Annotated in this window: 19 protein-coding genes and 1 pseudogene; 1 reads left to right on the top strand and 19 read right to left on the bottom strand. The window is 27.9% G+C overall.

Annotated elements, in window-relative coordinates; genetic code table 11:
• Nucleotides 1–96: 96 nt before the first annotated feature.
• Nucleotides 97–1,605 carry a hypothetical protein gene (locus tag L8V85_RS04575; protein ID WP_263737557.1) on the top strand — a complete coding sequence of 503 codons (1,509 nt, stop codon included), beginning with the start codon at nucleotides 97–99 and terminating at the stop codon, nucleotides 1,603–1,605.
• Here the strand turns inward: L8V85_RS04575 and L8V85_RS04570 are convergent.
• From L8V85_RS04570 to L8V85_RS04480, 19 genes and pseudogenes are all read right to left on the bottom strand, one after another.
• On the bottom strand, nucleotides 1,602–2,780 hold the full coding sequence (locus L8V85_RS04570) for a capsule biosynthesis protein (RefSeq protein ID WP_263737556.1): 1,179 nt from the start codon (nucleotides 2,778–2,780) through the stop codon (nucleotides 1,602–1,604). The genes L8V85_RS04575 and L8V85_RS04570 overlap by 4 nt on opposite strands.
• Nucleotides 2,777–4,804, bottom strand: a complete 2,028-nt coding sequence (locus tag L8V85_RS04565; RefSeq protein WP_263737555.1) for a capsular polysaccharide biosynthesis protein — start codon at nucleotides 4,802–4,804, stop codon at nucleotides 2,777–2,779. The genes L8V85_RS04570 and L8V85_RS04565 overlap by 4 nt, the downstream gene beginning before the upstream one ends.
• Nucleotides 4,805–4,874: 70 nt before the next feature.
• Nucleotides 4,875–6,416, bottom strand: coding sequence for a hypothetical protein (locus L8V85_RS04560; RefSeq protein WP_263737554.1), 1,542 nt, complete (start codon nucleotides 6,414–6,416; stop codon nucleotides 4,875–4,877).
• Between the two features lie 10 nt (nucleotides 6,417–6,426).
• On the bottom strand, nucleotides 6,427–7,863 hold the full coding sequence (locus L8V85_RS04555; RefSeq protein WP_263737553.1) for a hypothetical protein: 1,437 nt from the start codon (nucleotides 7,861–7,863) through the stop codon (nucleotides 6,427–6,429).
• Complete coding sequence (gene cysC, locus L8V85_RS04550) at nucleotides 7,864–8,445, bottom strand: adenylyl-sulfate kinase (RefSeq protein ID WP_263737552.1); 582 nt, start codon at nucleotides 8,443–8,445, stop codon at nucleotides 7,864–7,866.
• Between the two features lie 8 nt (nucleotides 8,446–8,453).
• Complete coding sequence (locus L8V85_RS04545; RefSeq protein WP_263737551.1) at nucleotides 8,454–10,169, bottom strand: SLC13 family permease; 1,716 nt, start codon at nucleotides 10,167–10,169, stop codon at nucleotides 8,454–8,456.
• Nucleotides 10,166–11,590 carry a sulfate adenylyltransferase subunit CysN gene (cysN, locus tag L8V85_RS04540; protein WP_263737550.1) on the bottom strand — a complete coding sequence of 475 codons (1,425 nt, stop codon included), beginning with the start codon at nucleotides 11,588–11,590 and terminating at the stop codon, nucleotides 10,166–10,168. Before cysN ends, L8V85_RS04545 begins: the two co-directional genes overlap by 4 nt.
• The gene (gene cysD, locus L8V85_RS04535) at nucleotides 11,590–12,483 is read right to left on the bottom strand and encodes a sulfate adenylyltransferase subunit CysD (RefSeq protein WP_263737549.1); all 894 of its coding nucleotides are present in this window, start codon (nucleotides 12,481–12,483) and stop codon (nucleotides 11,590–11,592) included. The genes cysN and cysD overlap by 1 nt, the downstream gene beginning before the upstream one ends.
• Nucleotides 12,484–12,486: 3 nt before the next feature.
• Nucleotides 12,487–13,230, bottom strand: a complete 744-nt coding sequence (cysQ, locus tag L8V85_RS04530; RefSeq protein ID WP_263737548.1) for a 3'(2'),5'-bisphosphate nucleotidase CysQ — start codon at nucleotides 13,228–13,230, stop codon at nucleotides 12,487–12,489.
• A complete protein-coding gene (locus L8V85_RS04525) occupies nucleotides 13,223–13,984 on the bottom strand; it encodes a hypothetical protein (protein WP_263737547.1) in 762 nt (253 codons plus the stop codon). Before L8V85_RS04525 ends, cysQ begins: the two co-directional genes overlap by 8 nt.
• An 18-nt stretch (nucleotides 13,985–14,002) precedes the next feature.
• Nucleotides 14,003–15,325, bottom strand: a complete 1,323-nt coding sequence (locus tag L8V85_RS04520; protein ID WP_263666036.1) for a hypothetical protein — start codon at nucleotides 15,323–15,325, stop codon at nucleotides 14,003–14,005.
• A 79-nt stretch (nucleotides 15,326–15,404) separates the two neighbouring features.
• A complete protein-coding gene (gene gmd / locus L8V85_RS04515; RefSeq protein ID WP_263666035.1) occupies nucleotides 15,405–16,544 on the bottom strand; it encodes a GDP-mannose 4,6-dehydratase in 1,140 nt (379 codons plus the stop codon).
• Nucleotides 16,545–17,912 carry a mannose-1-phosphate guanylyltransferase/mannose-6-phosphate isomerase gene (locus tag L8V85_RS04510; RefSeq protein ID WP_263666034.1) on the bottom strand — a complete coding sequence of 456 codons (1,368 nt, stop codon included), beginning with the start codon at nucleotides 17,910–17,912 and terminating at the stop codon, nucleotides 16,545–16,547. It lies immediately after the preceding gene.
• Nucleotides 17,905–19,155 (bottom strand): protoporphyrinogen/coproporphyrinogen oxidase, encoded by a 1,251-nt coding sequence (locus L8V85_RS04505; RefSeq protein WP_263666033.1) that lies wholly within the window; start codon nucleotides 19,153–19,155, stop codon nucleotides 17,905–17,907. Before L8V85_RS04505 ends, L8V85_RS04510 begins: the two co-directional genes overlap by 8 nt.
• Nucleotides 19,156–19,195: 40 nt before the next feature.
• Nucleotides 19,196–20,230: an NAD-dependent epimerase/dehydratase family protein gene (locus L8V85_RS04500; protein WP_263666032.1), complete on the bottom strand. Its 1,035-nt coding sequence runs from the start codon at nucleotides 20,228–20,230 to the stop codon at nucleotides 19,196–19,198.
• A gap of 3 nt (nucleotides 20,231–20,233) precedes the next feature.
• Entirely contained in the window at nucleotides 20,234–20,776 is a 543-nt protein-coding gene (locus tag L8V85_RS04495; RefSeq protein WP_263737546.1) for a dTDP-4-dehydrorhamnose 3,5-epimerase family protein, read from the bottom strand.
• Entirely contained in the window at nucleotides 20,776–22,035 is a 1,260-nt protein-coding gene (locus tag L8V85_RS04490; protein WP_263737545.1) for a protoporphyrinogen/coproporphyrinogen oxidase, read from the bottom strand. The genes L8V85_RS04495 and L8V85_RS04490 overlap by 1 nt, the downstream gene beginning before the upstream one ends.
• Nucleotides 22,032–24,236 (bottom strand): hypothetical protein, encoded by a 2,205-nt coding sequence (locus tag L8V85_RS04485; protein ID WP_263737544.1) that lies wholly within the window; start codon nucleotides 24,234–24,236, stop codon nucleotides 22,032–22,034. Before L8V85_RS04485 ends, L8V85_RS04490 begins: the two co-directional genes overlap by 4 nt.
• A gap of 2 nt (nucleotides 24,237–24,238) precedes the next feature.
• Nucleotides 24,239–24,395 (bottom strand): annotated as a pseudogene (locus tag L8V85_RS04480) (alpha-2,3-sialyltransferase); the annotation flags it as partial.

Here is a 24,395-nt window from a genome sequence, read left to right as displayed (position 1 = left end):
CTTATTTAAAGGCAAAATAAGGGGTTTTTGCTCTGAAATTATTCATTAAAAAATATTTTATAAAATAAATAAAAATTTATAAACAAGAAAGAACTTATGGATGTAATCTTACTAGGTGGTAGCAATAGTGTAGTTAAAAATGGTCTTAGAATAGGTCTTGAAAATAAAGACATTACACTACATAATTACGCTTTGGGACTTAGCACTTCTTTACAAAATCTTTATGAGTTAATACGCCATAAAGATACTATAAATAAAAGTGATTTTCTCATTAGTGAATCAAATATCAATGATTATTTAAGCCCTATGAGTTTAAATATTATACTTAGAAATATTGATTATTTTTACGAAGAACTTTACAAAGCAAACAAAATTATCATAGTGCTTATACTCCCCATACCAGCTTGTAATGATAAATCAAAAGCCATCAATGAAGCTCATAGGAAAAATTGTGCTTATTATGGTTTTAATCTAATCGATGTAGATCTTTACTACCAAAAAAATAATCTTTATGATTTTGATCAAAACTATAAATTCCACCCTATGCCACTAGCTATGCAAGAGCTTGGTAAAAACATCATTAAAAATTTACACAGGTTTAAAAAATCTAAAGAAAATATCATTTGCTCAAAAAGAAAATTTCATATCTTTACGCCCTCAAATTCAACTAAAATAGAGCATAAAAACTCATTTTTTTGCGAAAAAACTACAAAAATTAAAGCTAGTGAAAAAATCATTCTTCCAAAAGAGTTCAAAAATTATCAAATCTTAGGTATACACACTTGGAATCACGCCAGTTCATTAACCCATGCTATATCATCTATAAGCATTGAAAACTCATCTTTTAAATTAATAAAAAATTTTGGACTTATCAATACTTTTCAAGATATACAAAATGAAAAAGCAATTTGTGATGAGCAAACCTTTTTGTACATCAATACACAAATTATCAAGCAAAGTGAGGAAAGTTCGGGCTTAAGCATAGCAAATGAAAAAACACCAAGGCTTGATTATGTGGATTTAGTAGGAATTTTACTTTTAGAAAATGATAATGATAAAAAAATTGAATGTAAAAATTATCTTGTAAATACCCATGATTCTTTAATACCACCTATAGCATTTTATAAAGAATTAGCACTAGAATACTATGAACTAAAAAAACTTGATATGCAAACATTTTTACAAAGTCAAAATCATAATCTTTTGCGTTTTTTAAATCACAAAGGCTTAAAAAATGAATATGAGATGTTTATCCACCAAAACAATAGGCTTTATGGAGCTAGCTTAAGGATAAAAGAAAGACTAAGCTATAAGCTTGGAGAAGCTATCATGAAAAATAGCAAAAGTTATTTAGATTGCTTTAAAATACCTTTTGAATTAAGAAAAGTCAAAAAAGAGCATTTTAAAAATCAAAAAGATCAAAAAAATCTACCACCACTAAAAGCCTATGCAGACTACAAACACGCTCAAATAGCCAAAACACACTTGCCTTATCTTTTAGGCAATGCGCTTTTGCAAGCTTCAAGAACTCCCTTTAAAATAGGCTATTTAAGCTTGCCTTTTAAGCTAAAAAAGATTGCAAAAAACTATAAAAAGAAATTTTAATCTAAACTAGTATTTTTGAAAAAATTTCCATTGATTTGGGTTTTATATATCACATAATTTCTAAATTTAGCGTGCAAAACAGCATCAGGCTTATATGCTCTGCATTCTTTCCAAAAAGTATGCAAGCTTTTTTGATAAGTCAAACCTTCAACATCATAAAAGGCTTTTCCCATAACTTTTAAAGGACTATTATGATATAAAGCAGAAAGTCCTACTGTGCTATTTATCACTATAGTACCCCTTGCATTGATTAAGAGCGTAGGTAAGTGTAAGTCATGTACATATAAAATTCTACCCTCGACATTGTATTTTAAGCTCAAATCTTCTATAAGTTTAGTATAGTCCCTATAGCCACGATCCATAGGATGGTGTTTAAAAACTAGGTATGACTTTGCTTTAGCATGATTAGCAAAAGAGATGATCACTTCTTCTATAAATTTTTCTGTAGTTTTTTTATAATGATGGGAGAGTTGAGTATCATTATGCACTTGTAAAATAGCTAAAAAATACTTTTGTTTTAGAGAAAGAATTTTTTCATTTAAACTTTTTTCTGTAATTTTGTATTTATTTTTTCTATATACTGAACAAAGCCAAGGTAAAAAGTCAAATAGTTTTAAACTTCTATGATGTAAAGAATTATTAAAATACCAAGAAAATAAAAAAGCAAAAAGCCAGTATAAAAATGAAGAAAAAGCCATATTTTTAAAAGTGCTTGAGAAAGTTTTAAATTTAAAATCTTTATCAAATTTTTTCTGACTTAGATAAAATTCTTTTTCTCTTGGTAAAGTGGAGTTTGCATTTACTCCATCCTTTTCAAAAGTAATGAAGTTTGGTCTTATATAACCTTCTTCAAAAATCCATACTTCAATACCCATTTGCTTAGCAACATTAATGGCTATTTCATGAACTTTTCTACAATCATTATACATAATGATAACTTGAATTTGTTTTTCTTCAAAAAGCTTTTTATAAAAGTCTTCAAGCTCGGCTAAGCTTTTAGTATAGTTAATGCTTTTAAAAGGATAAAAGAAAAAATCTCCACCATTAAAATTTACTTTATAAACCTTAGCTTTTGGAATTTTTGTAGCAATTTTACGAAAAAACCCTCCCACAGGTCCTTGGAGTAATAAAACATTTTTACCAGAAAATTTTTTTAACTTTTTACTTAAATTCATCTAATCAAAATAAATTCTACTAATCTTCTTATTTTTCTTAATATATAAATTCTTATATCCATAAACCAACGCAAATAAAATTTAGAAAAATAATCTTTTTGCATTTTTAACATTATATCTAATGCAAGCTCAACTTCACATAAATTTTTACTTTTTGGATGGATGTATCTTGGATAAAGGATCAAAACCCCAGCAACAAGCTCTTCTAAGCTAAGCACTCTTGTGCGTCTTGGAATTTTATGTAAATCGCTTGTCAAACCCCAACCTGCATAAAAAGGCTTACCATACACCACTACTTTTTTACCACGCAAAAGAGCGTCAAAACCACTTGTGGAGGTTATAGTATGTACTTCATCACTCGCATTGATAGCACTATCTATACTGACATTTTCTATAATCTCATCGCAATATTTTAAAATAATACTTTTATCTTTTAAACCCTTACGGTTACCGCTTAAAACATCAGGATGAGGTTTAAAAACTAAGAAGGCGTTTTCATTGGCCTTTCTTACACTTTGTAAAAGTTTTAAGGTATCATAACCTGCACCACCTAAGATCATAGAAGCATCATCTTCTACTTGAGCTGGGATTAAGATGATTTTTTTGTTGGTATTAAAATTTAATTTTTCATGTTTTAAACCATTATACTTTGAAAATTTATTGTGTGTAATGGTAGTGATGAGTTTTTTAGCTCTTTGTTTTAAGCTTTCATCAAATTCATGATTTTGCAAAATATCTTCTAAATCGCTTGGCTTGCTTGGATCAACATACAAACCTTTACTATCTATTATCAAAGAAAAAGGGCGTGTAAGATCTGAACCTAAAAAAACAGAGCGCAAAAAGCCATCTTCTACTAAGAAAATCTCATTATTAAAATCTTTAGCCAATAAAGCTTTATCATACTTTTTACCCCAGATGAAAATTTTATTTTCAGGATTTAATTTAGCTTTGTAAAGTTCATCAAGTGAGTTTAAAAAAATGATTTTATTATTCTTGGCTTTAAAAAATGGCTTCATAAACCAACGCTTCCATAAAGTAAAACCTAAAAAATACAAAGTATTAGAATTAACTTGTTCTATCTTTTTATATTTTGCTAGGGTATGAACAGTATCAAAAATATCGCTTTTTTGATTTAAGTAAGGATTAAAATACTCACTATATAAAATATAAGTAGCATAAAAAACCTCTTCTAAACTTCTTTTTTTTAGCCTTCTTTTGCACGCTTGCTTATCTTGAGTTAAACCCCAACCTGCATAAAAAGGCACGCCATAACACACGCATTCTCGCCCTAACATCAAAGCTTCAAAACCCATACCAGAAGTTTTAGTATAAATTTTATCAAAATAAGATAAAAGCTCTATGGGATTATAATTTTCTTTTATAATTACACATTTGCTTGGTAAATCTTGTACATCAAAATCGCTTTGTTTTTTGCCACTTAGTACATCAGGATGAATTTTAATATATATTTTAGCATTTGGATTTTCTTTGATAGCATCATTTATGATATCTTGAGTTGAAAAATTATCAGCTAAGCCAAATTTAAGAGAAGCGTCATTTGCTACTTGAGTGATGATTAATACGCGTTCTTCATTAGAACCAAAAAGCTCTTTTGGCACGCAAAGATTATTATTATACTTGCTAAGCTTTTCTTTTTTTATAAGTTCTATAGCTTTTTTTGATTGTTCTAATTCTTTGGTGCTAAACTCACAAGTATTCAAAATATTTTCAAGCTTAGATGGTGCAGTCGCATCATAGTAAATTCCCACATCATCTTTGATGATAGAAAAACTTGGACTATTTTCTACACCTAAATTTAATGAGCGCAAAAAGCCATCTTCTAAAAGTAAAAATTTTACATCATATTTTTTAGCTAGCTCTACAGCTTTTAAACCTGACTTTTTTCTACCCCAGCCCACAAAAACATCTTCTTTTGTGATATTTTTATAGATACAATATGGAGCTGTTTTATAAAATTTTTTAACATTTTCTTTTAATCTTTTAGATGTGGTATAAAATCTCATAATCTCTCTTTAATTAAAAGAAAGATTATATCAAATTTTATTCTTATACTCTCTTTTTAACTTCCCAACTTCAAATAGCAGTTTGAGATACCCCCCCCCCATACCAAGTTTTATTAGCTTGTATAAGAGCCTCTCCTAGTTTATAAGAAAGATGATTTTTAAGTTTTAAAGATTCTTTATAATCAGGATAAGATTCTAAAGGAGGTAGTTTCAAAGAAGGATCTTTTTTTATTTTTTCTTGATAGATTTTTTGTTCTTGTTTGTGTTTATCTTTTATATAAGATAATACAAAAGGCATTCTTATATAACCTAGTACAGATTTTGAATTTACTATCATAGCTTGACCTAGTTTATAGGAGAGTTGATTTTGAATTCTTTGTTTTGCTGTACCATATTTGGTTTGGAAGGATAGTTTAGATTGGGTTTGGTTGAGTTGGGTTGATTTTTCTTGTATATTACTTTGTAATTGATTGATATGATTTGTATTAGAATTTATAATATTATCTTTTTCTTTTATAGTTTGATTAAGAGCATTACTTAAGTTTTGGATTTGAGTGGTTTGGTTTGCTACAAGTTGAGTTTTGGTTTTAACAATATCAGCTATAAATTCAGCTATCCTATCCCAATATTCTGGTTTCATTTCTTTGAGTTCGTAATTTTCTTTATAATTACTTAAATCTTTTTTAGGAAATAATCTTTCTTTGTGAGGAAAGAATTCTTTTCTTACCCATTCATTTGACTCTTCGAAATAATCTATGTAAGATTGTACCACTTCTTTTGGAGGTTGAAATTTGAGATGAGAATTATTAGAATTTTGAAAATACTTTGTAATAAATTTTGTTACCCCTCCTCTTAAATGATTTATTTTATTATCAATTCGCCATGGTAAATACTGGTTAATTCTTTTTAATAATTCCACTCCTATTAAATCTAAACTTTCATTTTGTTTTGGAGGTATAACAAATTCATTATCCCATTTTAAGCCTATACTGTGTACAAAATCTTTTAGTAAATCTCCTTGATAAAATTCGTTTTTATCAAATAATCTTACAATAATATTTTCTTTACTAAAAATTTCTTGCCACCTACATAGAAGTTCTTTATAATTACCCAAATATTCGAATTCTTTACAAGGTTTTAAACCAAAATCTTGCTTTCCAGATTTTATTTTCGTGCTGTATGAGGATATAGCCATATTTCCATTTTCTCTTAAATAAACCATTACTATTATTTTTTGAAAACCTAAATATTGTAAAATTTTTTTACATTTTTTGAGTTCTTGAATATCATATAATCTTGATGATAAATGTTCTGAGGAAATAATTAATTTTTGGTGACTAGCTTCCCTTAATTCTTTTTTTAAGTCAAAAAAAATCTTCTTCTTATGATTTTTAAAATCATATTTTGTATAAATTTTTCTACTAATGCAATACTCATCACTTCTTATATCATTATAAGCTAAAAAAGTAAAATTCCATTGACTACCATTATTGCCAAGAGAGCTAGAATACACAACTCTTTGTTTTTGTAATAAATCTTTATTATTTCTTAAAAATGTCTGTATACTAGTAGTTCCTGTTTTTTCAGTTCCTATATGCACATAAGCAATCATTATTATCTTTCTAATTCAACTTTTTAAACTCTCTCTTCAACTTCCCAATCTCAAACCACATCTTAACATATCCACCTTTATACCAAGTTTTATTAGCTTGTATAAGAGCTTGTCCTAGTTTATAAGAAAGATGATTTTTAAGTTTTAAAGCTTCTTTATAATCAGGATAAGATTCTAAAGGAGGTAGTTTCAAAGAAGGATCTTTTTTTATTTTTTCTTGATAGATTTTTTGTTCTTGTTTGTGTTTATCTTTTATATAAGATAATACAAAAGGCATTCTTATATAACCTAGTACAGATTTTGAATTTACTATCATAGCTTGACCTAGTTTATAGGAGAGTTGATTTTGAATTCTTGTTTTAGCTGTGCCGTACTTGGTTTGAAATGACAATTGATTATTTAATAACTGAATTTGAGTTAAATTATCTTGAATAGTTTGATTTTTACTTGAAACAATATCAGCTATAAATTCAGCTATTTTATCCCAATATTCTGGTTTCATTTCTTTGAGTTCGTAATTTTCTTTATAATTACTTAAATCTTTTTTAGGAAATAATCTTTCTTTGTGAGGAAAGAATTCTTTTCTTACCCATTCATTGGATTCTTCAAAATAATCTATATAAGATTGTATTATTTCTTTTGGAGGTTGGAATTTGAGATGGGGATATTGATTTCCATTTGTGCAATTTCTATCAAAATATTCAACTACATCAAAATATCTACTTTTATACATAAAAGGATTTAGCCTATTAATCCTACATAAAAGCTCAAATCCTATTAAATCCAAAGTTTCATTTTCTTTTATTGGAATTTGAAATTTATCATCCCATTGTAAACCTATATTATAAACAAAGTCTTTTAACAAATCTCCTTGGTAAAATTCATTTCTGTCAAATAGTCTTACGATTAAATTTTCTTTGTCAAAAACCCCTCCCCACCATTGTAGTATTTGTCGATAATTGCTCAAAATTTTTGATTTTTCATTTTGATAAGGATATAAAAAATGATAATCTAAATGAGTATTGTCTTTAATAGCTTGTGAACACATAGATGTAAATAATTCAGCAATATCTCTTAAATATATAATGATTTTTATATTATCAAAAATACACATTAGGAAATCATAAAAATATTTTATTTTTTGTTGAGAATTCAATAACCATTGTATATTTTCCATAGAAATAATAATCTTATTATAACTACACATCTTAATTTCATTACTTAAATACTTCAACTCTCTAGAAAGTATTTTCAAATCATCTATCTTATTTAACAAAGTATTAAATTTATGTGCAAAAGGATTATGATCATTTAATCTACCGGTATTTTTTATACTAATGGGATAATAATAGTTTTGCTTTTGTAGTAAACTACGATTTAAATATAAAAAATTCTGTATACTTGAAGTCCCTGTTTTCATAGTTCCTATATGCACATAAGCAGTCATTTACACTTTCCCATCTAAAAATCTCAAAATCATATCCACATTCTCATTAAGATCTTCTTTTGTTATGTGTATATGTGGGTTTTTAGGTTTTTCATAAGGGCTATCTATACCTGTGAAATTTTTAATCTCTCCATTTCTTGCTTTTTTATAAAGTCCTTTTGAATCTCTTTTTTCACAAATTTCCAAAGGTGTATCAACAAATATTTCTATATATTCATCATCATCTAAAAGATTTTTTATAAGCTTTCTATCTTTTTCAAAAGGTGATATAAAAGCGCAAAGTACTATCATACCAGCATCTACAAAAAGCTTACATACTTCTCCTATACGTCTTATATTTTCTACTCTTGAAACCTCATCAAAACCCAAATCTTTATTAAGTCCATGACGCACATTATCTCCATCTAAAAGATAAGTATGAAAACCTTGCTCAAAAAGTTTTTTTTCAACCGCATTAGCCAAAGTAGATTTACCACTACCACTAAGCCCACTAAACCACAAAACACATGGTTTTTGATTTTTAAGTTTAGCTCTTTGAGTTTTTGTAATGCTACTTGTATGCCAAGTTAAATTTTTACTCATTTTTTTCCTTAAAAACTAAAAAATACCGGGGTTATAGTTAAAACAATAGCTGAATAAGTCAAAGAAACTATCCATCCTATTTTTATAAAATCAGTAGTTTTATACCCACAAATTGAACCTACCATCAAGTGAGTTTGATAACCATGTGGCATTAAAAAAGCACAACTTGCCCCATAAGCAACCGCTAATATAAACGGAGTTGGATTAACTTCAAGCGCTAAAGCAGTACTATAAGCAATAGGAAAAGCCAAAGCTGCGGCAGCGTTATTGGTAATGATTTCAGTTAAAAGCAAAGTTAGAAGATAAATTCCCACAAAACTACCATATAATCCATATACCCCAAAAGTTCCTATAATAAACCCAGCCAAATCTTTAGCTAAACCACTATCAACTAAAACTTTAGTTATAGCTAAAGAAGATCCTACTATGATAAAAATTTCCAAAGGAAAGCGTCTTTTTACCTCATCAAAACTTATGATTTTAAATATAAACAAGCAAGCTAGAAACACTAATAACGCTTTAAGCAAAGATACTAATTCTAAAGCAGATAAAGCAATGATGGCTAAAAACACAAAAATCACTATAAAACTTTGAATATTGCTTAACTTTTGATTTTGCATAATATTTGAGATAATGTAAAAGTTTTTATTGATATTATCTCTTGAGTGAAAGTCCTTACCTACACTTAAAATAAGCCTATCTCCAGCTTGTAATAAACTTTGGCCAATTTTTGAAATATTTTTTGAACCTCTTTTTAAGGCTACAATCCCTGCATCAAATTTAGCTCTAAAGTTTGCTTCCTTAACACTTTTTCCTATCAAATTTGACTCAGAATTTATAACAACATCTACTAAATTTAATGTTTCTAATTTCAAATCTTGTGAGCCAATTTGCAAGCCATCAAATTTTTTCAAAGCCTCTAAATGTGTAATATCTCCACTAAAAACTAACACATCACTTTCTTTGATAAGCTCATTATGACTAACAGGGGCGATAAGCTCATCTTTTCTTTGAATTTCAAGTAAAAACAAAAACTCCAAATTCCTTAAGCCATTTTCTTGTATAGTTTTCCCCACTAATGAGCTATTTTTCAATACTTTGGCATTAATTAAATACTCATTAATAACATTTTCTCTTTCTTTATACTCAGGCAATAAAAAGTTAAAAATCAAAAGTACTATAAGCACGCCAATACTTATACAAAAACCCACCGCAAAAAAATCAAAAATCTTTAAACTTTCCAAACCATTTTGCACTACAAAAGAATTGACTATCAAATTAGTTGAAGTACCTATCAAAGTCATCGTTCCACCAACTATGGAAAAATATGAAAGTGGGATGAGTAGTTTAGAAGGAACTTGAAATTTGTTATTTTTTATAATACTCATAAAACTTGCCACTACTGCAGTATTATTTAAAAAAGCTGAAATACTAGCTGTAACAACTCCAAGCTTTAAAAGTGATAGATGATAATTTTTACCTATGATGAATTTAGAACACCAACTTATCACAACGCTTTTTTCTATAGCTAGTGAAACTAACAAAAGCAAAACAAGCACTATCAAAGATTCGCTCGTATAAGAGCTAAGCCAAGTACTTAAATTTAAATACCCCAAAAGATAATAAAGCACAGCTACACTACCAAATAAAATAAAAGGTTTAATTTTATTGCTAATTAACAAAATAAGCAAGATTAAAATACTTAATGCGACAATAATTTTCATATTTTTTTACATCCCCATTCAGGATAGTTTTTTCTAATATAAGCATTAAGTTCTATTTCTGCTTGAGTGTAAATTCTACTCTTTTCTTCGCTTGCTAAAATTTCTTCTACCATACCCGCTGCTAAGGTTTCATTAGAGTATTTATCTATGATGATAAAACTTCCTAAAGTTTTATTGTCCTTGTAAGCTTTAAGGGCTGTTTTTTTATTAAGCTTTAAGATGCATTTAGCAATATCATTGAGTTTTAATTCATCGCTTTGAAATTCTTTGAAAGTATTAATGTCTTTTTTAAAATCAATTTTTTCAAATACTACATTAGTAGTTAAATTTGCTATTTTGATAAGATAGTTTTCATTTAAATTAAATTTAACCTCACTCATCCATATCACCATAGCTTTAAAAGAATTTGAAATTTCTATACTATGATTTTTAGAAGCTATTACATCGCCTCTTGAAATGTCTATCTCATCTTCTAAAGTTAAAGTTATAGCACTTGGAAAGCTAACATTTTTAGCACTTTGAACCTTTTCATTTTTATCAGGTATATTTAGGCTTTTAATACTAGGTGTGATGATTTGTTTTATTTTACTTGTTTTTAAAGAAGGTAAAATCACAACTTCATCTTTGATATTTATACTACCACTAGCAATATTTCCACAAAAACCTCTAAAATTTAAATGAGGGCGATTGACATATTGTACACTCATGATAAACTCATCGCTTAAACTAGTAGCAATAGGCAAAGTATCTAAAAGCTCAGATAAGGTTTTTCCACTATACCAAGGCATATTAATGCTTTTAGAAGCTATGTTGTCTCCATCTAATGCACATATAGGAACAAAGTGGGTTTTAATATGTTCATGATTTTTTAAGCATGGTAAAATTTCTTGATAATTTTTGCAGATTGTATTAAAAACTTCTTGATTATAATCAATCAAATCCATTTTATTCACAGCAATAATAAATTGTTTTATACCAAGCAAACTCGCTATATAAGAATGCCTTTTAGTTTGAGTTAAAACCCCTTTTCTAGCATCTATAAGTATGATGGCAATATCAGCTGTACTAGCACCTGTTGCCATGTTTCTAGTGTATTGCTCATGGCCTGGAGTATCTGCTATGATGAATTTTCTTTTTTCACTTGTGAAAAATCTATATGCTACATCTATAGTTATACCTTGCTCTCTCTCGCTTGCAAGACCATCTACTAAAAGCGCAAAATCAAGCTTTTCTCCTGCATTGCCAAGCTTTTTACTATCTTTTTCTAAAGATAAAATTTGATCTTCAAAAAGCATTTTTGCATCATAAAGCATTCTACCTATAAGGGTAGATTTGCCATCATCTACACTACCGCAAGTGATAAATCTACAAAGCTCTTTATTTTCATGTTCTTTTAGGTATTTTTCTACATTCGTTTTCATTAAAAATACCCCTCTTTTTTCTTTTTTTCCATACTTGCTTCTTCATCAGTGTCTATAAGCCTACCTTGTCTTTCACTTGTTTTAGAAAGTAAAAGTTCTTCGATGATTTCTAAAACATTGCTAGCGCTTGAATTTATAGATCCTGTTAGCGGATAGCAACCTAGGGTTCTAAAACGAACTAATTCTTCTTTAGCATTTTTAGCAAGTTCTTTTGGCATACGCTCATCATCAACTAAAATTTTAGCCCCCATGTACTCCACAACCGGTCGCTTTTTAGCAAAATAAAGACTTGGCAAAGGAATATTTTCTTTGTAAATATACTGCCATATATCAAGCTCAGTCCAATTACTCAGCGGGAAAACTCTTATGGATTCACCTTTTTTATGACGACCATTGTAGATATCCCATAATTCCGGGCGTTGATTTTTTGGATCCCATGAGTGATTTTCATCACGGAAAGAATAAATTCTTTCCTTTGCACGCGATTTTTCTTCATCTCTTCTTGCACCACCAAATACCGCATCAAACTGATATAAATCAAGCATTTGTTTTAAACCTTGTGTTTTAGCAATATCTGTATGCATGGATGAGCCATGCGTAAATGGAGAAAGGGTTAATTCCTTGATTTTAGGGTTTTGATAGACTATAAGCTCCATACCAAGCTCTTTAGCGCGTTTGTCTCTAAATTCTATCATCTCTTTAAATTTCCATGTGGTATCTACATGCACCAAAGGAAGTGGAGGTAAGCTTGGGTAAAATGCTTTTTGTAAAAGATGAAGCATAACCGAACTATCTTTACCTATACTATAAAGCATAGCTGGTTTTTCAAACTCAGCTATCACTTCACGGATAATATGAATAGACTCTGATTCTAAATATTCTAAATGGGTCATTTTTTACTCTACTATAAAATATGGATTTAATAAATTTTCTTTATTATACACTAAAGGTTTTTTGGTATAAAAATCATAAGTCATTTTCCCAACCTCTCTGACTATAGCATCAGCAGCAGCTACATCCCACTCCATAGTAGGAGCTAATCTTGGGTAAATATCTGCTTCATTACTAGCTACCAAACATAGCTTTAAAGAACTTCCCATGGAGATAAACTCTTTTTGCTTGGTTGTTGGAATGTTATCTATAAAATCTTTTGTTTGTTCATTTAAGTGTGATTTACTAGCTACAATTTTATAAAAATCATCATTTCTTTGCAAGGGTAGCTTTATACCATTTTTAAAAGCGCCTTCACCTTTTTTAGCACTATATAGCAGATCCAATGCTGGAGCATAAACTACACCTAAAACCGGAGTATCTTTACAAATCAAAGCTATATTTATAGTAAATTCTCCATTTTTATTAATAAACTCTTTAGTACCATCGATTGGATCTATACACCAAAAATATTCCCAATTTTTTCTTTCTTCATAAGGTATAGTTTTATTTTCTTCTGAAAGTATAGGGATATTAAATTTAACAAGCTCTTTGTAAATAATCTCATTTGAGATGATATCTGCTTCACTTAAAGGAGAATTATCATCTTTATAAGAAATTTTAAAATCTTTATTATAAATTTCTAAGACATTTTTACCTGCTTTTATGGCTATGGATGTTATGTCTTTTAAGTTAATCTGACTAAACATGATTAACCTTTTCTTTAAATTTTCTTTTTAACTTCCTAATTTCAAATAGCAGTTTGATATACCCCCCCCCATACCAAGTTTTATTAGCTTGTATAAGAGCTTGTCCTAATTTATAAGTAAAACACTCCTTTTCCTTTAAGGCTTCTTTATAGTCAGGATAGCTTTCTAAAGGAGGTAATACCAATGATGGATCTTTTTTTATTTTTTCCTGATAGATTTTTTGTTCTCGTATATGCTTGTCAAATATATATGATAATATAAAAGGCATTCTTATATAACCTAAAAAAGATTTTGAATTTACTATTATAGCTTGACCTAATTTATAAGAGAGATGGTTATGAATACGGAATGTTGCAGATTGAGAATATACAATTTGCACTCGCTTAATAATTGGTTTTGGTTTATTAATTTTTTGTTCTTTTAATTTTATTTTTAATTTTTTATAAACAATATCTTGTTCTAGATTTAATATTCTTAGTTTTTTCTCCTGAATATCATATGAGTTTAAAATTATTTTTAAATTATTTTTTTCTTGATTTAATTTCTGGTTTTCTTGAAGAAGATTATTTTTTTCTTGATTTAATTTCTGGTTTTCTTGAAGAAGATTATTTTTTTCTTGATTTAATTTCTGGTTTTCTTGAAGAAGATTATTTTTTTCTTGATTTAATTTCTGGTTTTCTTGAAGAAGATTATCTATTTTAAAAGATTTATACAAATTTCTATTGTATATTTGTTCTAATAAATTATTTACCATCGTATTTTCTTTCATTGGCTATTTATTTTTTGTAAAGTAAAAATATATCTGTTGTGATACATATTTTGCAAAATAAAAAGGATTTATAGAATAATCTGATCTACAATATATTTTTCCAGGATTAACTGTTTTGACATGTTCAATTGGAAAAAAATTTAAATATAAAATTTCCTCATCTTGTTTTTTAATATCATAGTTCTCAACACTACCATAACAAACCCCATATTTTTTAGCAATATAACACGGATAAAGCATATCAGTATTCATATTTCCGATATAAAAATCAACACAATGAGCTATGTTGATTTTTTCCGCAGATGAAAATCCAAATATATTAAAACTTTTAATTTTTAAATTTTTACTCAAAGAATGTATATAAAACATCTCATCCATATTTATCAAACCATAAGCTTCCTTTCCATGATACAAACTAGAGGTTAGACTATCTAGCACAATACATACTTTATCACCATACATTTTTCTTAAACTCTCTGATAATTCAATAATGCCTTGCTCTTGTTCTATCCATTTTCTACCCTGTCTCGCAACACTAATCCAAATTTTATATTTATATTTTATAATTTCTTGCATGACAGAATTTCTAAACTCCGAAGAATTTCTTAGAGAAATATTTTTTAACCAAAAATAAAATTTTTCCTTCATATTAAATGTGCATTCATCTTTAGTAATAAAATTTCTAATAGGTCTCCATACTACAAAATCATTCTCTATAATAAATTGATTCGCTACATCATCACTTATAAATTCATATGTAGTAATATCATCATAGTTTAAATCTATATATTCGTTTTTAACTAAAGAAAGAATAGATATTGTCCTATCTTTCATAATTTTATTTTTTATAATAAAAAATTTACATAAAAAGTCTTGAAAATAATGCCATGGCCTAGGATAACTATTAAGAAAAAGTATTTTTCGCGAAGTTTCTAGTTTTTCATAATTATATATAAAAATTTTATAAAAATCTATATTATTATCATATAGAAAGCTAATTTTCATTTTTAATGTATTTAAAGCATTTTCTACTTGCTCCTCAGAAATTTTAGATAAGATGTTTATCTTATTAGATCCAATGTCAATTACCATATCAATAGAAAATTTTTGAACTAATATAAAAATTTTTTGATTTACTTTTAGAAATAAAAAAACATATTCATCAGATACCAAACTAGTAATAATATAAAACTTCTTATCTTCAATATCATTTTTACCAAATTTCAGTAATTTAAGTAAACACTCATAATTTAAATACCGATATAGTCCTCCACCAATTTGAATATTATATTTTTCTATATTAAACTCTATATTACATGTATGCATTATCACATCTTTATCAATTTTATTTACTTTTTTAGAATATTAATGTTGCTTTATAATTTGTTATAAAAAATATTATGGATTACTCATAATACCTCATTATTTTATATCCACCTTCTTTGAGAAAGACATCTTTATTCATGAGTTTCAAATCATTTTTCATCATATCATTAACTAAATTTTTAAGATCATATTCCCTATTCCAACCTAGTTCTTTTTCAGCCTTAGAAGGATCACCTAAAAGCAAATCAACTTCGGTAGGTCTAAAATATCTAGGATTTACTTTTACTACTACTTGGCCTTTTCGAAGATGGTTAAAATTTAAAGAAAGCTCTTTAACTCTTTGTTGATCAAAATCTTCTATAAAACCCTCTTCATCTATCCCATTTCCTTTAAAATTTAGTTTTATCCCACAGTATTCAAAAGCAAGCTTGACAAAGTCTCTTACTGTAGTAGTTTTTCCAGTAGCTATAACCCAATCATCAGCTTTTTCGTGCTGAAGTATCATCCACATCATTTTTACATAATCTTTTGCATGCCCCCAATCCCTTTTAGCATCTAAATTACCAAGATAAAGTATATCATCTAAATTTAAAGCTATTTTTGCAGCCGCGCGGGTGATTTTTCTAGTTACAAATGTTTCCCCTCTAACAGGACTTTCATGATTAAATAAAATTCCATTACATGCAAACATATTATAAGCTTCTCTGTAATTTACTGTAATCCAATATGCATACATTTTTGCTACCGCATAAGGACTTCTTGGGTAAAATGGAGTTTTTTCGCTTTGTGGGGTTTCTTGTACTTTTCCAAAAAGCTCTGAAGTAGAGGCTTGATAAATTTTAGTTTTTTGAATTAAATTTAAAAACCTTACCGCATCAAGTATTCTAAGAGTTCCTATACCATCAGCATTTGCTGTATATTCAGGTGTTTCAAAGCTAACATGTACATGACTCATAGCAGCAAGATTATAAATCTCATCTGGTTTAATCTCAGCTATTATTCTAGTCAAATTCATAGAATCAGTCATATCGCCATAGTGCAAATAAAAATCATTTTTTTTATCATGATATCCTTCAAATAAATGATCTATCCTATCTGTATTAAATAAAGAAGATCTTCTTTTTATACCATGTACTTCATAGCCTTTGTTGAGTAAAAATTCAGACAAATAAGCTCCATCTTGTCCAGTAACTCCAGTTATTAATGCCACTTTTTTCATTTATATCCTTTTATAATCATCTTCTAATCTTACTATATCATCTTCACCTGTGTATTCACCTACTTGAGCTTCTATGATTACAACAGGAATTTTACCATAATTACTTAAACGATGTTTTTGTCCCATTTTTATATAGATTGACTCATTAGGTCTTACTAAATTTTCCACTCCATCTATTTCTACACTTGCTGTGCCACTTAAAACTATCCAATGTTCGTTTCTGTGAAAATGTTTTTGCAAGGAAAGTCTTTTGCCGGGTTTAACTTCTATGCGTTTGATTTTATATCCTTTTTCATCTTCAAGTATAGTAAAACTTCCCCAAGGTCTATGCGTACAAAGATGATTTTTACTTAGATTTTCATTTTCTTTAATAGCTTCATAAATTTGCTTTACTTTTTGAGATGATGATTTTTTGCCAATTAAAAGTGCATCTTGAGTGTCTATGATAAATATATCATCAAGATCAATTGTAGATATAAATTTCTTTTTATCACTTGCATAGCAAAAAATATTATTAGAATCTAAAAATTTAGCATTCGCATTGGTATAATTTTTGCCATTATTAAACTCTTTAGCTAAACTTTCAAAGCTTCCTACATCACTCCAAGAAATGTCACTAGATATTACTTTTACCTTGTTTGATTTTTCCATTAAGGCATAATCTATGCTTAGTTCTGGAATTTTCTCCATGTCTGCTGATTTGATTTTGATAAAATCATTTTGTATTAAAGCATTTTTATGTGCTTTTAAACAAAAATCATATATTTTTTTTGAATAAGCTTGCATTTGCTCTAAGAAAAAACCAACTTTAAACATAAACATACCTGAATTCCATAAATAACTTCCATCTTCTAAAAATTCTTTTGCTTTTTTTAAATTTGGTTTTTCTATAAAAGCTTCAACATCATGAGTATTTTTAGATTTAATGTAACCATATCCAGTATGTGGGCTATCAGGTTTTATACCAAAAGTAACAAGGTAATTATCATTTACAAATTCTAAAGCTTTAGTTATTGCTTCTCGATATTTTTTTTCATTTTTGATTAAATGATCACTTGGTGTAATTAAAACTATCTCTTCTTTAGGTAAAGATAAACAAGCTAAAGTAATAGCTGCTGCGGTATTTTTTGCTAGTGGCTCTAAAATAAATTTAGTTCTATTTGTATTTGAAATTTGATCAAGAGCTAGAAAATACTGCTCTTCGTTGCATACTATTAAAGTATTAAAGCAAAATTTGGAATTTCTTTGCAAAGCTAACTCAAACAAAGATTTATCATCAAATAATTTCAAAAATTGTTTTGGCATTAGTGTTCTGCTAAGTGGCCAAAGTCTTGTACCGCTACCACCACAAAGAAGGATATTAGTCATGATAATACTCATTTATTATTTTTTTTGCTAAATCTATGGATCTTTTTATACAAACATCCATATTATAATATTCCCATTCACCAAATCTACCATGAGAAATCAATCCAATAAAATTTAAATATTCTAAAGCATTTTTCTTAGATTTCACATAATTTAAATCAAATAAAGGATAAGCATGCTCTGTGATATTATGTGAAACAATTGAATCTAAAAATTCTATTTTTTTTCCTTCTTCTTCAAAAATTTCAATAGGATGTTCTCCTATTATCTCAGTTATACAACAATTTTTATAAGGATACATAAATCTACCTGTATTTATAATTCTATGGATTTTGAAATCTTTATTTGGAATATATGCCCATGTTGGAATAAACTCGGAATTCATTTTCCATAAAACATTACTAACTCTATTAAATTTTAATTTTTCAAAATATCCCAAAATATTATTGGGAATATCTTTTAAAATTTTAGGAATCAAATCCAATGGGCTAGTATTTATTAAGAGATCATATTTTTTTTCACCATTAATAATCCATTGGTTACTTTCTTTTTTAACATCTTTTACTTCGTAATTTATAATAATATCAACTCCTTCTCCTATAGCCTCTATAAAGGTGTTTTGATTGTTTGATTTAGGATAATAAAAGCTAGCATGGGACATTTTATCTGTTGTTTTATCAATCAAAGATTTATAAAAACTCTCTTTTGTTGGAACAGGAAGCTTCATTTGTCTTTCATCTTCTATCCACACATTGTCCATATTTTTCGGAGCTATACCCCAAATTTTAGTATTGTACGGTATAAAATACTCTTTTGCTAAAGTTGGTCCAAAATGATTTATAAACCATTCTTCAAGATTTTTCCCTTTTTCGTAAGAAGCATTAAACATTTCATTAGTTATTCTAAAAGCCAAATTTGGATCAAAATTATTTATTTCTCTAATTGAGAATTCTATAGGATAAGTGATCCAATTTTCTTTAAATAAAATTTCAGCTTTTCTAGGCAAATAATTCCATTTATCTTTACTTAATACGACATTAAAAACAAAATCTAGAACATCACCAAATTTAGAATTAAAACAATGTCCACCATTGACATGATACGCACCACCATTAACATCTCTCGTTCTAGCAATACCACCTACTACATTATATTTTTCTAGAACTTCAACTTCAAATTTATCTTTTAAGAGCCTTGCAACAGACATACCAGATATACCAGCACCAATTATTCCTATCTTCATTATTATTCCTTTAAAACTATTTATTAGCAAATATAATACTTTATTTTAGCAATAAATATTGCTCATACATCATCTTAATACCTTCTTCAAGTTCTATTTTATGCTTCCAACCAAAAGAATGAATTTTAGAACAATCAAGTAGTCTATTCATAGAGCTATCTGGTTTGCTTATATCAAATTTTATTTCACCTTGGTATTGTGTAATTTGCTTTATTAAATAAGCTAATTCTGCAATAGATAAATCACTACCTGTGCCCACATTAATATGTGTATTTTTTATATTATTTTTAGATAGATCACTAAAATTAATATTATTCATTATATATATACAAACATCTGCTAAATCTTCTGAATGTATAAATTCTCTCCTAGTCTTACCTGCACCCCAAAGCTCTATATGTTCTTCATGAATTCCATTGGTATTAAGATAATTTATCGCCTCATCTTGATCTTGCAAGTTAAGATCTAATAAAATTTCACCATACCTCTTTTCATTAAGAAGTTTTGCTAAATGAAATTTTCTAAGCATCGCTGGTAACACCCTGGCTGTTTTTAAGTCATAATCAGCTGTTTTTCCATATAAATTAGTCAATGCAACTGAAATAAAATTAGTATTATATTGTAAATTATAAAATTCACACATTCTAACTCCAGCAATCTTTGCTAAAGCATATGGCTCAGCATTATATTCTAACTCACTTGTAAGCAAACTTTCTTCTTTAATAGGATTGTTTGCATGTTGAGGATACATCCAAGAGCTACCAAAAAAAATTAATTTTTTTACATTTAGACTATACGAATTGAAAAATATATTATTCTGAATTGTTAAATTTTCATATAAAATATCAGCTGGAGCTTTTGCGCCCAAAGCACTCATTTTTGCCGCTGCAAAAAAAACATATTCTGGTTGATTATTATCAAAAAAATTTTTTACAGCACTAAAATCAAGTAAGTTTAATTCTTCTCTTGTTGCATATATTAGATTATTATAACCTAGTTTTTGTAATTTTTCCATTATGGCGCTTCCAGCAGATCCGCGGTGCCCTACTATATAAATCTTAGAATTTTTTTCCATAAATCACCCCTTGCTTACAGCTAAAATATCTCTTTCTGAAAGGATTGGAGATTTTGTTGGCCAATCAACTCCTATTCTCTCATCGTTCCAAGCATAAGTGAATTGGTCATTTGCATCAACATATTCTCCTTTATATGCACATTTGTAATAATACACTGCACTTTCACTACTTACATAATGTGCATTTCCAAATCCAGCTGGAACTAAGATAATTTTTTGGTTATCTTGATTTATTATAAATTTTTCATGTTTTAAATAAGTAGGTGAATCTTGCCTACAATCAACCACAACCTGATGGATTTCTCCATAAACACAAGTAGCTAGTTTATATGTTTTATGATCCCCGTGTATACCTCTTATAACATTATGTCTAGAGTGAATAAATTTATCATGTATAAATTGAAGATTATCTGGCAAAAGTCTATCTATAGTTTCACTTGTAAAAGCTGTCCATATTTCTCCTCGTAAATCTCTAAATTTATTAGGAACTATTATATATACTCCTTTTAAAACTTTTGATTCTTGTATGTTAAATTCTATTGCCATTATTTTCCTTTATATTTTTCTTTTATACTTTTAGCTAGATCAATAGATCTCTTAATACATACATCCATATTATAATACTCCCATTCGCCAAATCTACCATGCGAGAAAATTCCAAGTGAATTCAAATATGAAATTGCACCTGTTTTTGCTTGAGTATAGTTTAGGTCAAAAAAAACATAAGCATGTTCTGTAACATTATAATCAAGTGGTTTTTTCAAAAATGGTATTTTTTGCCCTTCTCGTACTAGTTTATCATAAGCAATTTCACCTATCGCCTCTGTTGTACAAAATTTTCCTTTTGGTTGCACTATAGAGCCAGTGTTGGAAATTCTATGGAAACCTATACTTGAATCTGGAATATAGCCCCAAGTAATATCTAAACTTCCATCTGTTTCCCAAAAAATATTTGTAACTTTATTGTATTTAAGTTTTTTAAAGCAACTTAAAGCTTCAGCAGGAATATCCTTTAAAATTTTAGGTACAAGATCTAATGGACTTGTATTTATCAGTATATCATATTTTTTTTCACCATTAATAACCCATTGGTTGTTTTCTTTTTTAAGCTCTTTTACCTCATAATTCGTAAGAATATTTACATTTTCCCCTATAGCTTCTATAAAAGTATTTTGATTATTTGTTTTTGGATAATAAAAAGCAGCGTGAGACATTTTATCAGTTGTTTTATCAACCAATGACTTATAAAAACTTTCTTTTGTCGGGACAGGAAGCTTCATTTGCTTTTCATCTTCTATCCATACATTGTCCATATTTTTTGGCGCTATACCCCAAATTTTAGTATTATACGGTATAAAATACTCTTTTGCCAAAGTTGGACCAAAATGATTAATAAACCACTCTTCGAGATTGTTTCCTTTTTTATATGAAGCATTAAACATTTCATTCGTTATTTGAAAAGCCAAATTTGTATCAAAATTATCTATCTCTTTAATTGAGAATTCTATAGGATATGTAATCCAATTTTCTTTAAACAAAATTTCAGCTTTTCTAGGCAAATAGTTCCATTTATCTTTACTTAATACAGTATTAAAAACAAAATCCAAAACATCATCGAATTTAGAATTAAAACAATGTCCGCCATTTACATGGTATGGCTTACCATCAACATCTTTTGTCTTAGCAATACCGCCCACAACATTAGATTTTTCTAAAACCTCTACTTCGAAGTCATCTTTTAGAAGTCTTGCAGCAGACATACCAGATATACCAGCACCAATTATTCCTATTTTTTTATCGCTCATCTTAATTCCTTTTTATTCTCCATTACCCTCCCAATCTCAAACCACATCTTAACATATCCACCCTTATACCAAGTTTTATTAGCTTGTATAAGAGCTTGTCCTAGTTTATAAGAAAGATGATTTTTAAGTTTTAAAGATTCTTTATAATCAGGATAAGATTCTAAAGGAGGTAGTTTCAAAGAAGGATCTTTTTTTATTTTTTCTTGATAGATTTTTTGTTCTTGTTTGTGTTTATCTTTTATATAAGATAATACAAAAGGCATTCTTATATAACCTAGTACAGATTTTGAATTTACTATCATAGCTTGACCTAGTTTATAGGAGAGTTGATTTTGAATTCTTTGTTTTGCTGTACCATATTTGGTTTGGAAGGATAGTTTAGATTGGGTTTGGTTGAGTTGTTGAGTTGTAAAATCATTTTTCATTATAACACAACAAATACGATCTAAAAATTTAGATCTTTCAACTTCATTTTTGACCATATGAAAATTTTTCAATAAATCTCTAGTTAATTTAAAAAATATTTCTGAGTTTAAACTGCCAATTATTCTATTATAACATACTACTGATTTTTCATAGTCTTCATGATGAAAATAAACCATACTTGCAAGCAAAAACGAAAAATCATATTTTTTATTTTGCGAGTTCATTATTTCAGTAATAATATCTTTATAAATACTCAATGGTTCTTTTTGAATAAAATTAAGTATATTTTGCGGATATTTTCTAAATAAGAAGCAAATATACTTTTCCGCCTGATGCTTTTTTCTTTTTTTTAATAAAATAAAAAATAAAAAAAGTTGATAAGTAATATTTGTCTTATCAAGACTCAATGACTTTCTTATATAAAAATATAATTCATTTTCATTAACTTTATTTTCCACTCCCAACATAAATAAAACATAATAAGATGCTGCTAATTGGTAATCATGCACCACAATCTTACCTATATTGCTTTTTATATACTCATAATAATCCTTTTTACTATAAAAATCATATATATGTCTCAGATGGTTATCTTCAGAAACCAAGTAAGGTAGTATACCAAAAGTAGATTTTGTACTATAAATTACAGTTGATTTTGAGCGGAAATAAAGCTCAAAAAACATTTGTTCGATATTATTTTTAAAAGTATATTTCTTTATAAAATCATTCATAGAATATAATTTAAATTTTTTTGATTGTTGGCTATAGTATTTTTTAAGGGAATCTAACAACTCTAAATCATCTCCACAAATTAAGACATTCTGAAAATCTAATTCATGATCTATGATCGCCAATGCCATTTCCACTGTAACTATATGTCGATATTTATAATTTCTCAACATTACAAATCTAAAATCACTGTAGCACATATCAGCGCATCTTATATGTATTGATATAAATTCCCCTATTCGTTCTGCTTCATCTATACCTTTTTGAATACTATCATTAAAATCTGATGAAAATTGAATTTCTTTCCAAGCTCCTCTAAGTCCTGCTAAATATTCTCCATCTTGCAGACCATTTAAATATATGTCAATAAAACCGCCTCCAACATACCAACCAAAATCATGTGAATAAGGTTTCTCTAACAATCTATTTATAGGCATTTTATTTGCAACTTTATACTGAAATATACTACCAGGATGAGTTTTTAACAATTTTGTATATGAATATTTCTCGATAAAAATACTTTCAAAAATCTCTTCTTCTAATGGTAAAGATGGCATTATAGCCTTATGCTGAACATTATCATCTTTTTTTATATGAAACAAAGCATTCCACACAAAACCGAATTTACATCGAAATTTTTTTGATAACCATATAGCATTTAGTAAAGCGAAAATTCTAGAACCAAATGCATCACTTCTAGCTGCGACAAATAACAATGGAAATTTTCTTATATAAAAATTTACTTGTTTTAAATCTTCTTTTTTAATACAAATTTTTAAATATCTAAGTGATATTTTTTCTGACAATACAAAAGTAATAATATTATCTTTTATTTCACATAATTCACTGTCAAAAGCATAAAATTTTAAATTATCGCTAGAATATTCTATATTTTTTATATCAATTTTATTATTTAATTTTAAATATATACATTCTAACTTAATTTCTTTTTGTAAATCAAAAAAATATGAATTATTTTCATAGTTTTTGCATATAGAGCTATCACTTTTTAAAATGTCAATTAAATCATCTTCTTTCCATATCATATCTAACCCTTTTTTACTCTCCCAATCTCAAACCACATCTTAACATATCCACCCTTATACCAAGTTTTATTAGCTTGTATAAGAGCTTGTCCTAGTTTATAAGAAAGATGATTTTTAAGTTTTAAAGCTTCTTTATAATCAGGATAAGATTCTAAAGGA

The organism is Campylobacter sp. IFREMER_LSEM_CL2090 (genome assembly GCF_025771865.1).
Lineage (GTDB): Bacteria > Campylobacterota > Campylobacteria > Campylobacterales > Campylobacteraceae > Campylobacter_D > Campylobacter_D lari_D.
This window is presented reverse-complemented; position numbering and strand designations above follow the sequence as displayed.

Bases quoted from the DNA above. Each gene is read 5' to 3' on its own strand.
- L8V85_RS04485 (WP_263737544.1), bottom strand. From the start codon at position 24,236: ATGATATGGAAAGAAGATGATTTAATTGACATTTTAAAAAGTGATAGC.
- L8V85_RS04565 (WP_263737555.1), bottom strand. From the start codon at position 4,804: ATGAGATTTTATACCACATCTAAAAGATTAAAAGAAAATGTTAAAAAA.
- cysQ (WP_263737548.1), bottom strand. From the start codon at position 13,230: ATGTTTAGTCAGATTAACTTAAAAGACATAACATCCATAGCCATAAAA.
- cysN (WP_263737550.1), bottom strand. From the start codon at position 11,590: ATGAAAACGAATGTAGAAAAATACCTAAAAGAACATGAAAATAAAGAG.
- cysD (WP_263737549.1), bottom strand. From the start codon at position 12,483: ATGACCCATTTAGAATATTTAGAATCAGAGTCTATTCATATTATCCGT.
- L8V85_RS04555 (WP_263737553.1), bottom strand. From the start codon at position 7,863: ATGACTGCTTATGTGCATATAGGAACTATGAAAACAGGGACTTCAAGT.
- L8V85_RS04545 (WP_263737551.1), bottom strand. From the start codon at position 10,169: ATGAAAATTATTGTCGCATTAAGTATTTTAATCTTGCTTATTTTGTTA.
- L8V85_RS04525 (WP_263737547.1), bottom strand. From the start codon at position 13,984: ATGGTAAATAATTTATTAGAACAAATATACAATAGAAATTTGTATAAA.
- L8V85_RS04505 (WP_263666033.1), bottom strand. From the start codon at position 19,155: ATGAAGATAGGAATAATTGGTGCTGGTATATCTGGTATGTCTGTTGCA.
- L8V85_RS04520 (WP_263666036.1), bottom strand. From the start codon at position 15,325: ATGCATACATGTAATATAGAGTTTAATATAGAAAAATATAATATTCAA.
- L8V85_RS04570 (WP_263737556.1), bottom strand. From the start codon at position 2,780: ATGAATTTAAGTAAAAAGTTAAAAAAATTTTCTGGTAAAAATGTTTTA.
- L8V85_RS04500 (WP_263666032.1), bottom strand. From the start codon at position 20,230: ATGGAAAAAAATTCTAAGATTTATATAGTAGGGCACCGCGGATCTGCT.
- L8V85_RS04510 (WP_263666034.1), bottom strand. From the start codon at position 17,912: ATGACTAATATCCTTCTTTGTGGTGGTAGCGGTACAAGACTTTGGCCA.
- L8V85_RS04495 (WP_263737546.1), bottom strand. From the start codon at position 20,776: ATGGCAATAGAATTTAACATACAAGAATCAAAAGTTTTAAAAGGAGTA.
- cysC (WP_263737552.1), bottom strand. From the start codon at position 8,445: ATGAGTAAAAATTTAACTTGGCATACAAGTAGCATTACAAAAACTCAA.
- L8V85_RS04575 (WP_263737557.1), top strand. From the start codon at position 97: ATGGATGTAATCTTACTAGGTGGTAGCAATAGTGTAGTTAAAAATGGT.
- gmd (WP_263666035.1), bottom strand. From the start codon at position 16,544: ATGAAAAAAGTGGCATTAATAACTGGAGTTACTGGACAAGATGGAGCT.
- L8V85_RS04490 (WP_263737545.1), bottom strand. From the start codon at position 22,035: ATGAGCGATAAAAAAATAGGAATAATTGGTGCTGGTATATCTGGTATG.
- L8V85_RS04560 (WP_263737554.1), bottom strand. From the start codon at position 6,416: ATGATTGCTTATGTGCATATAGGAACTGAAAAAACAGGAACTACTAGT.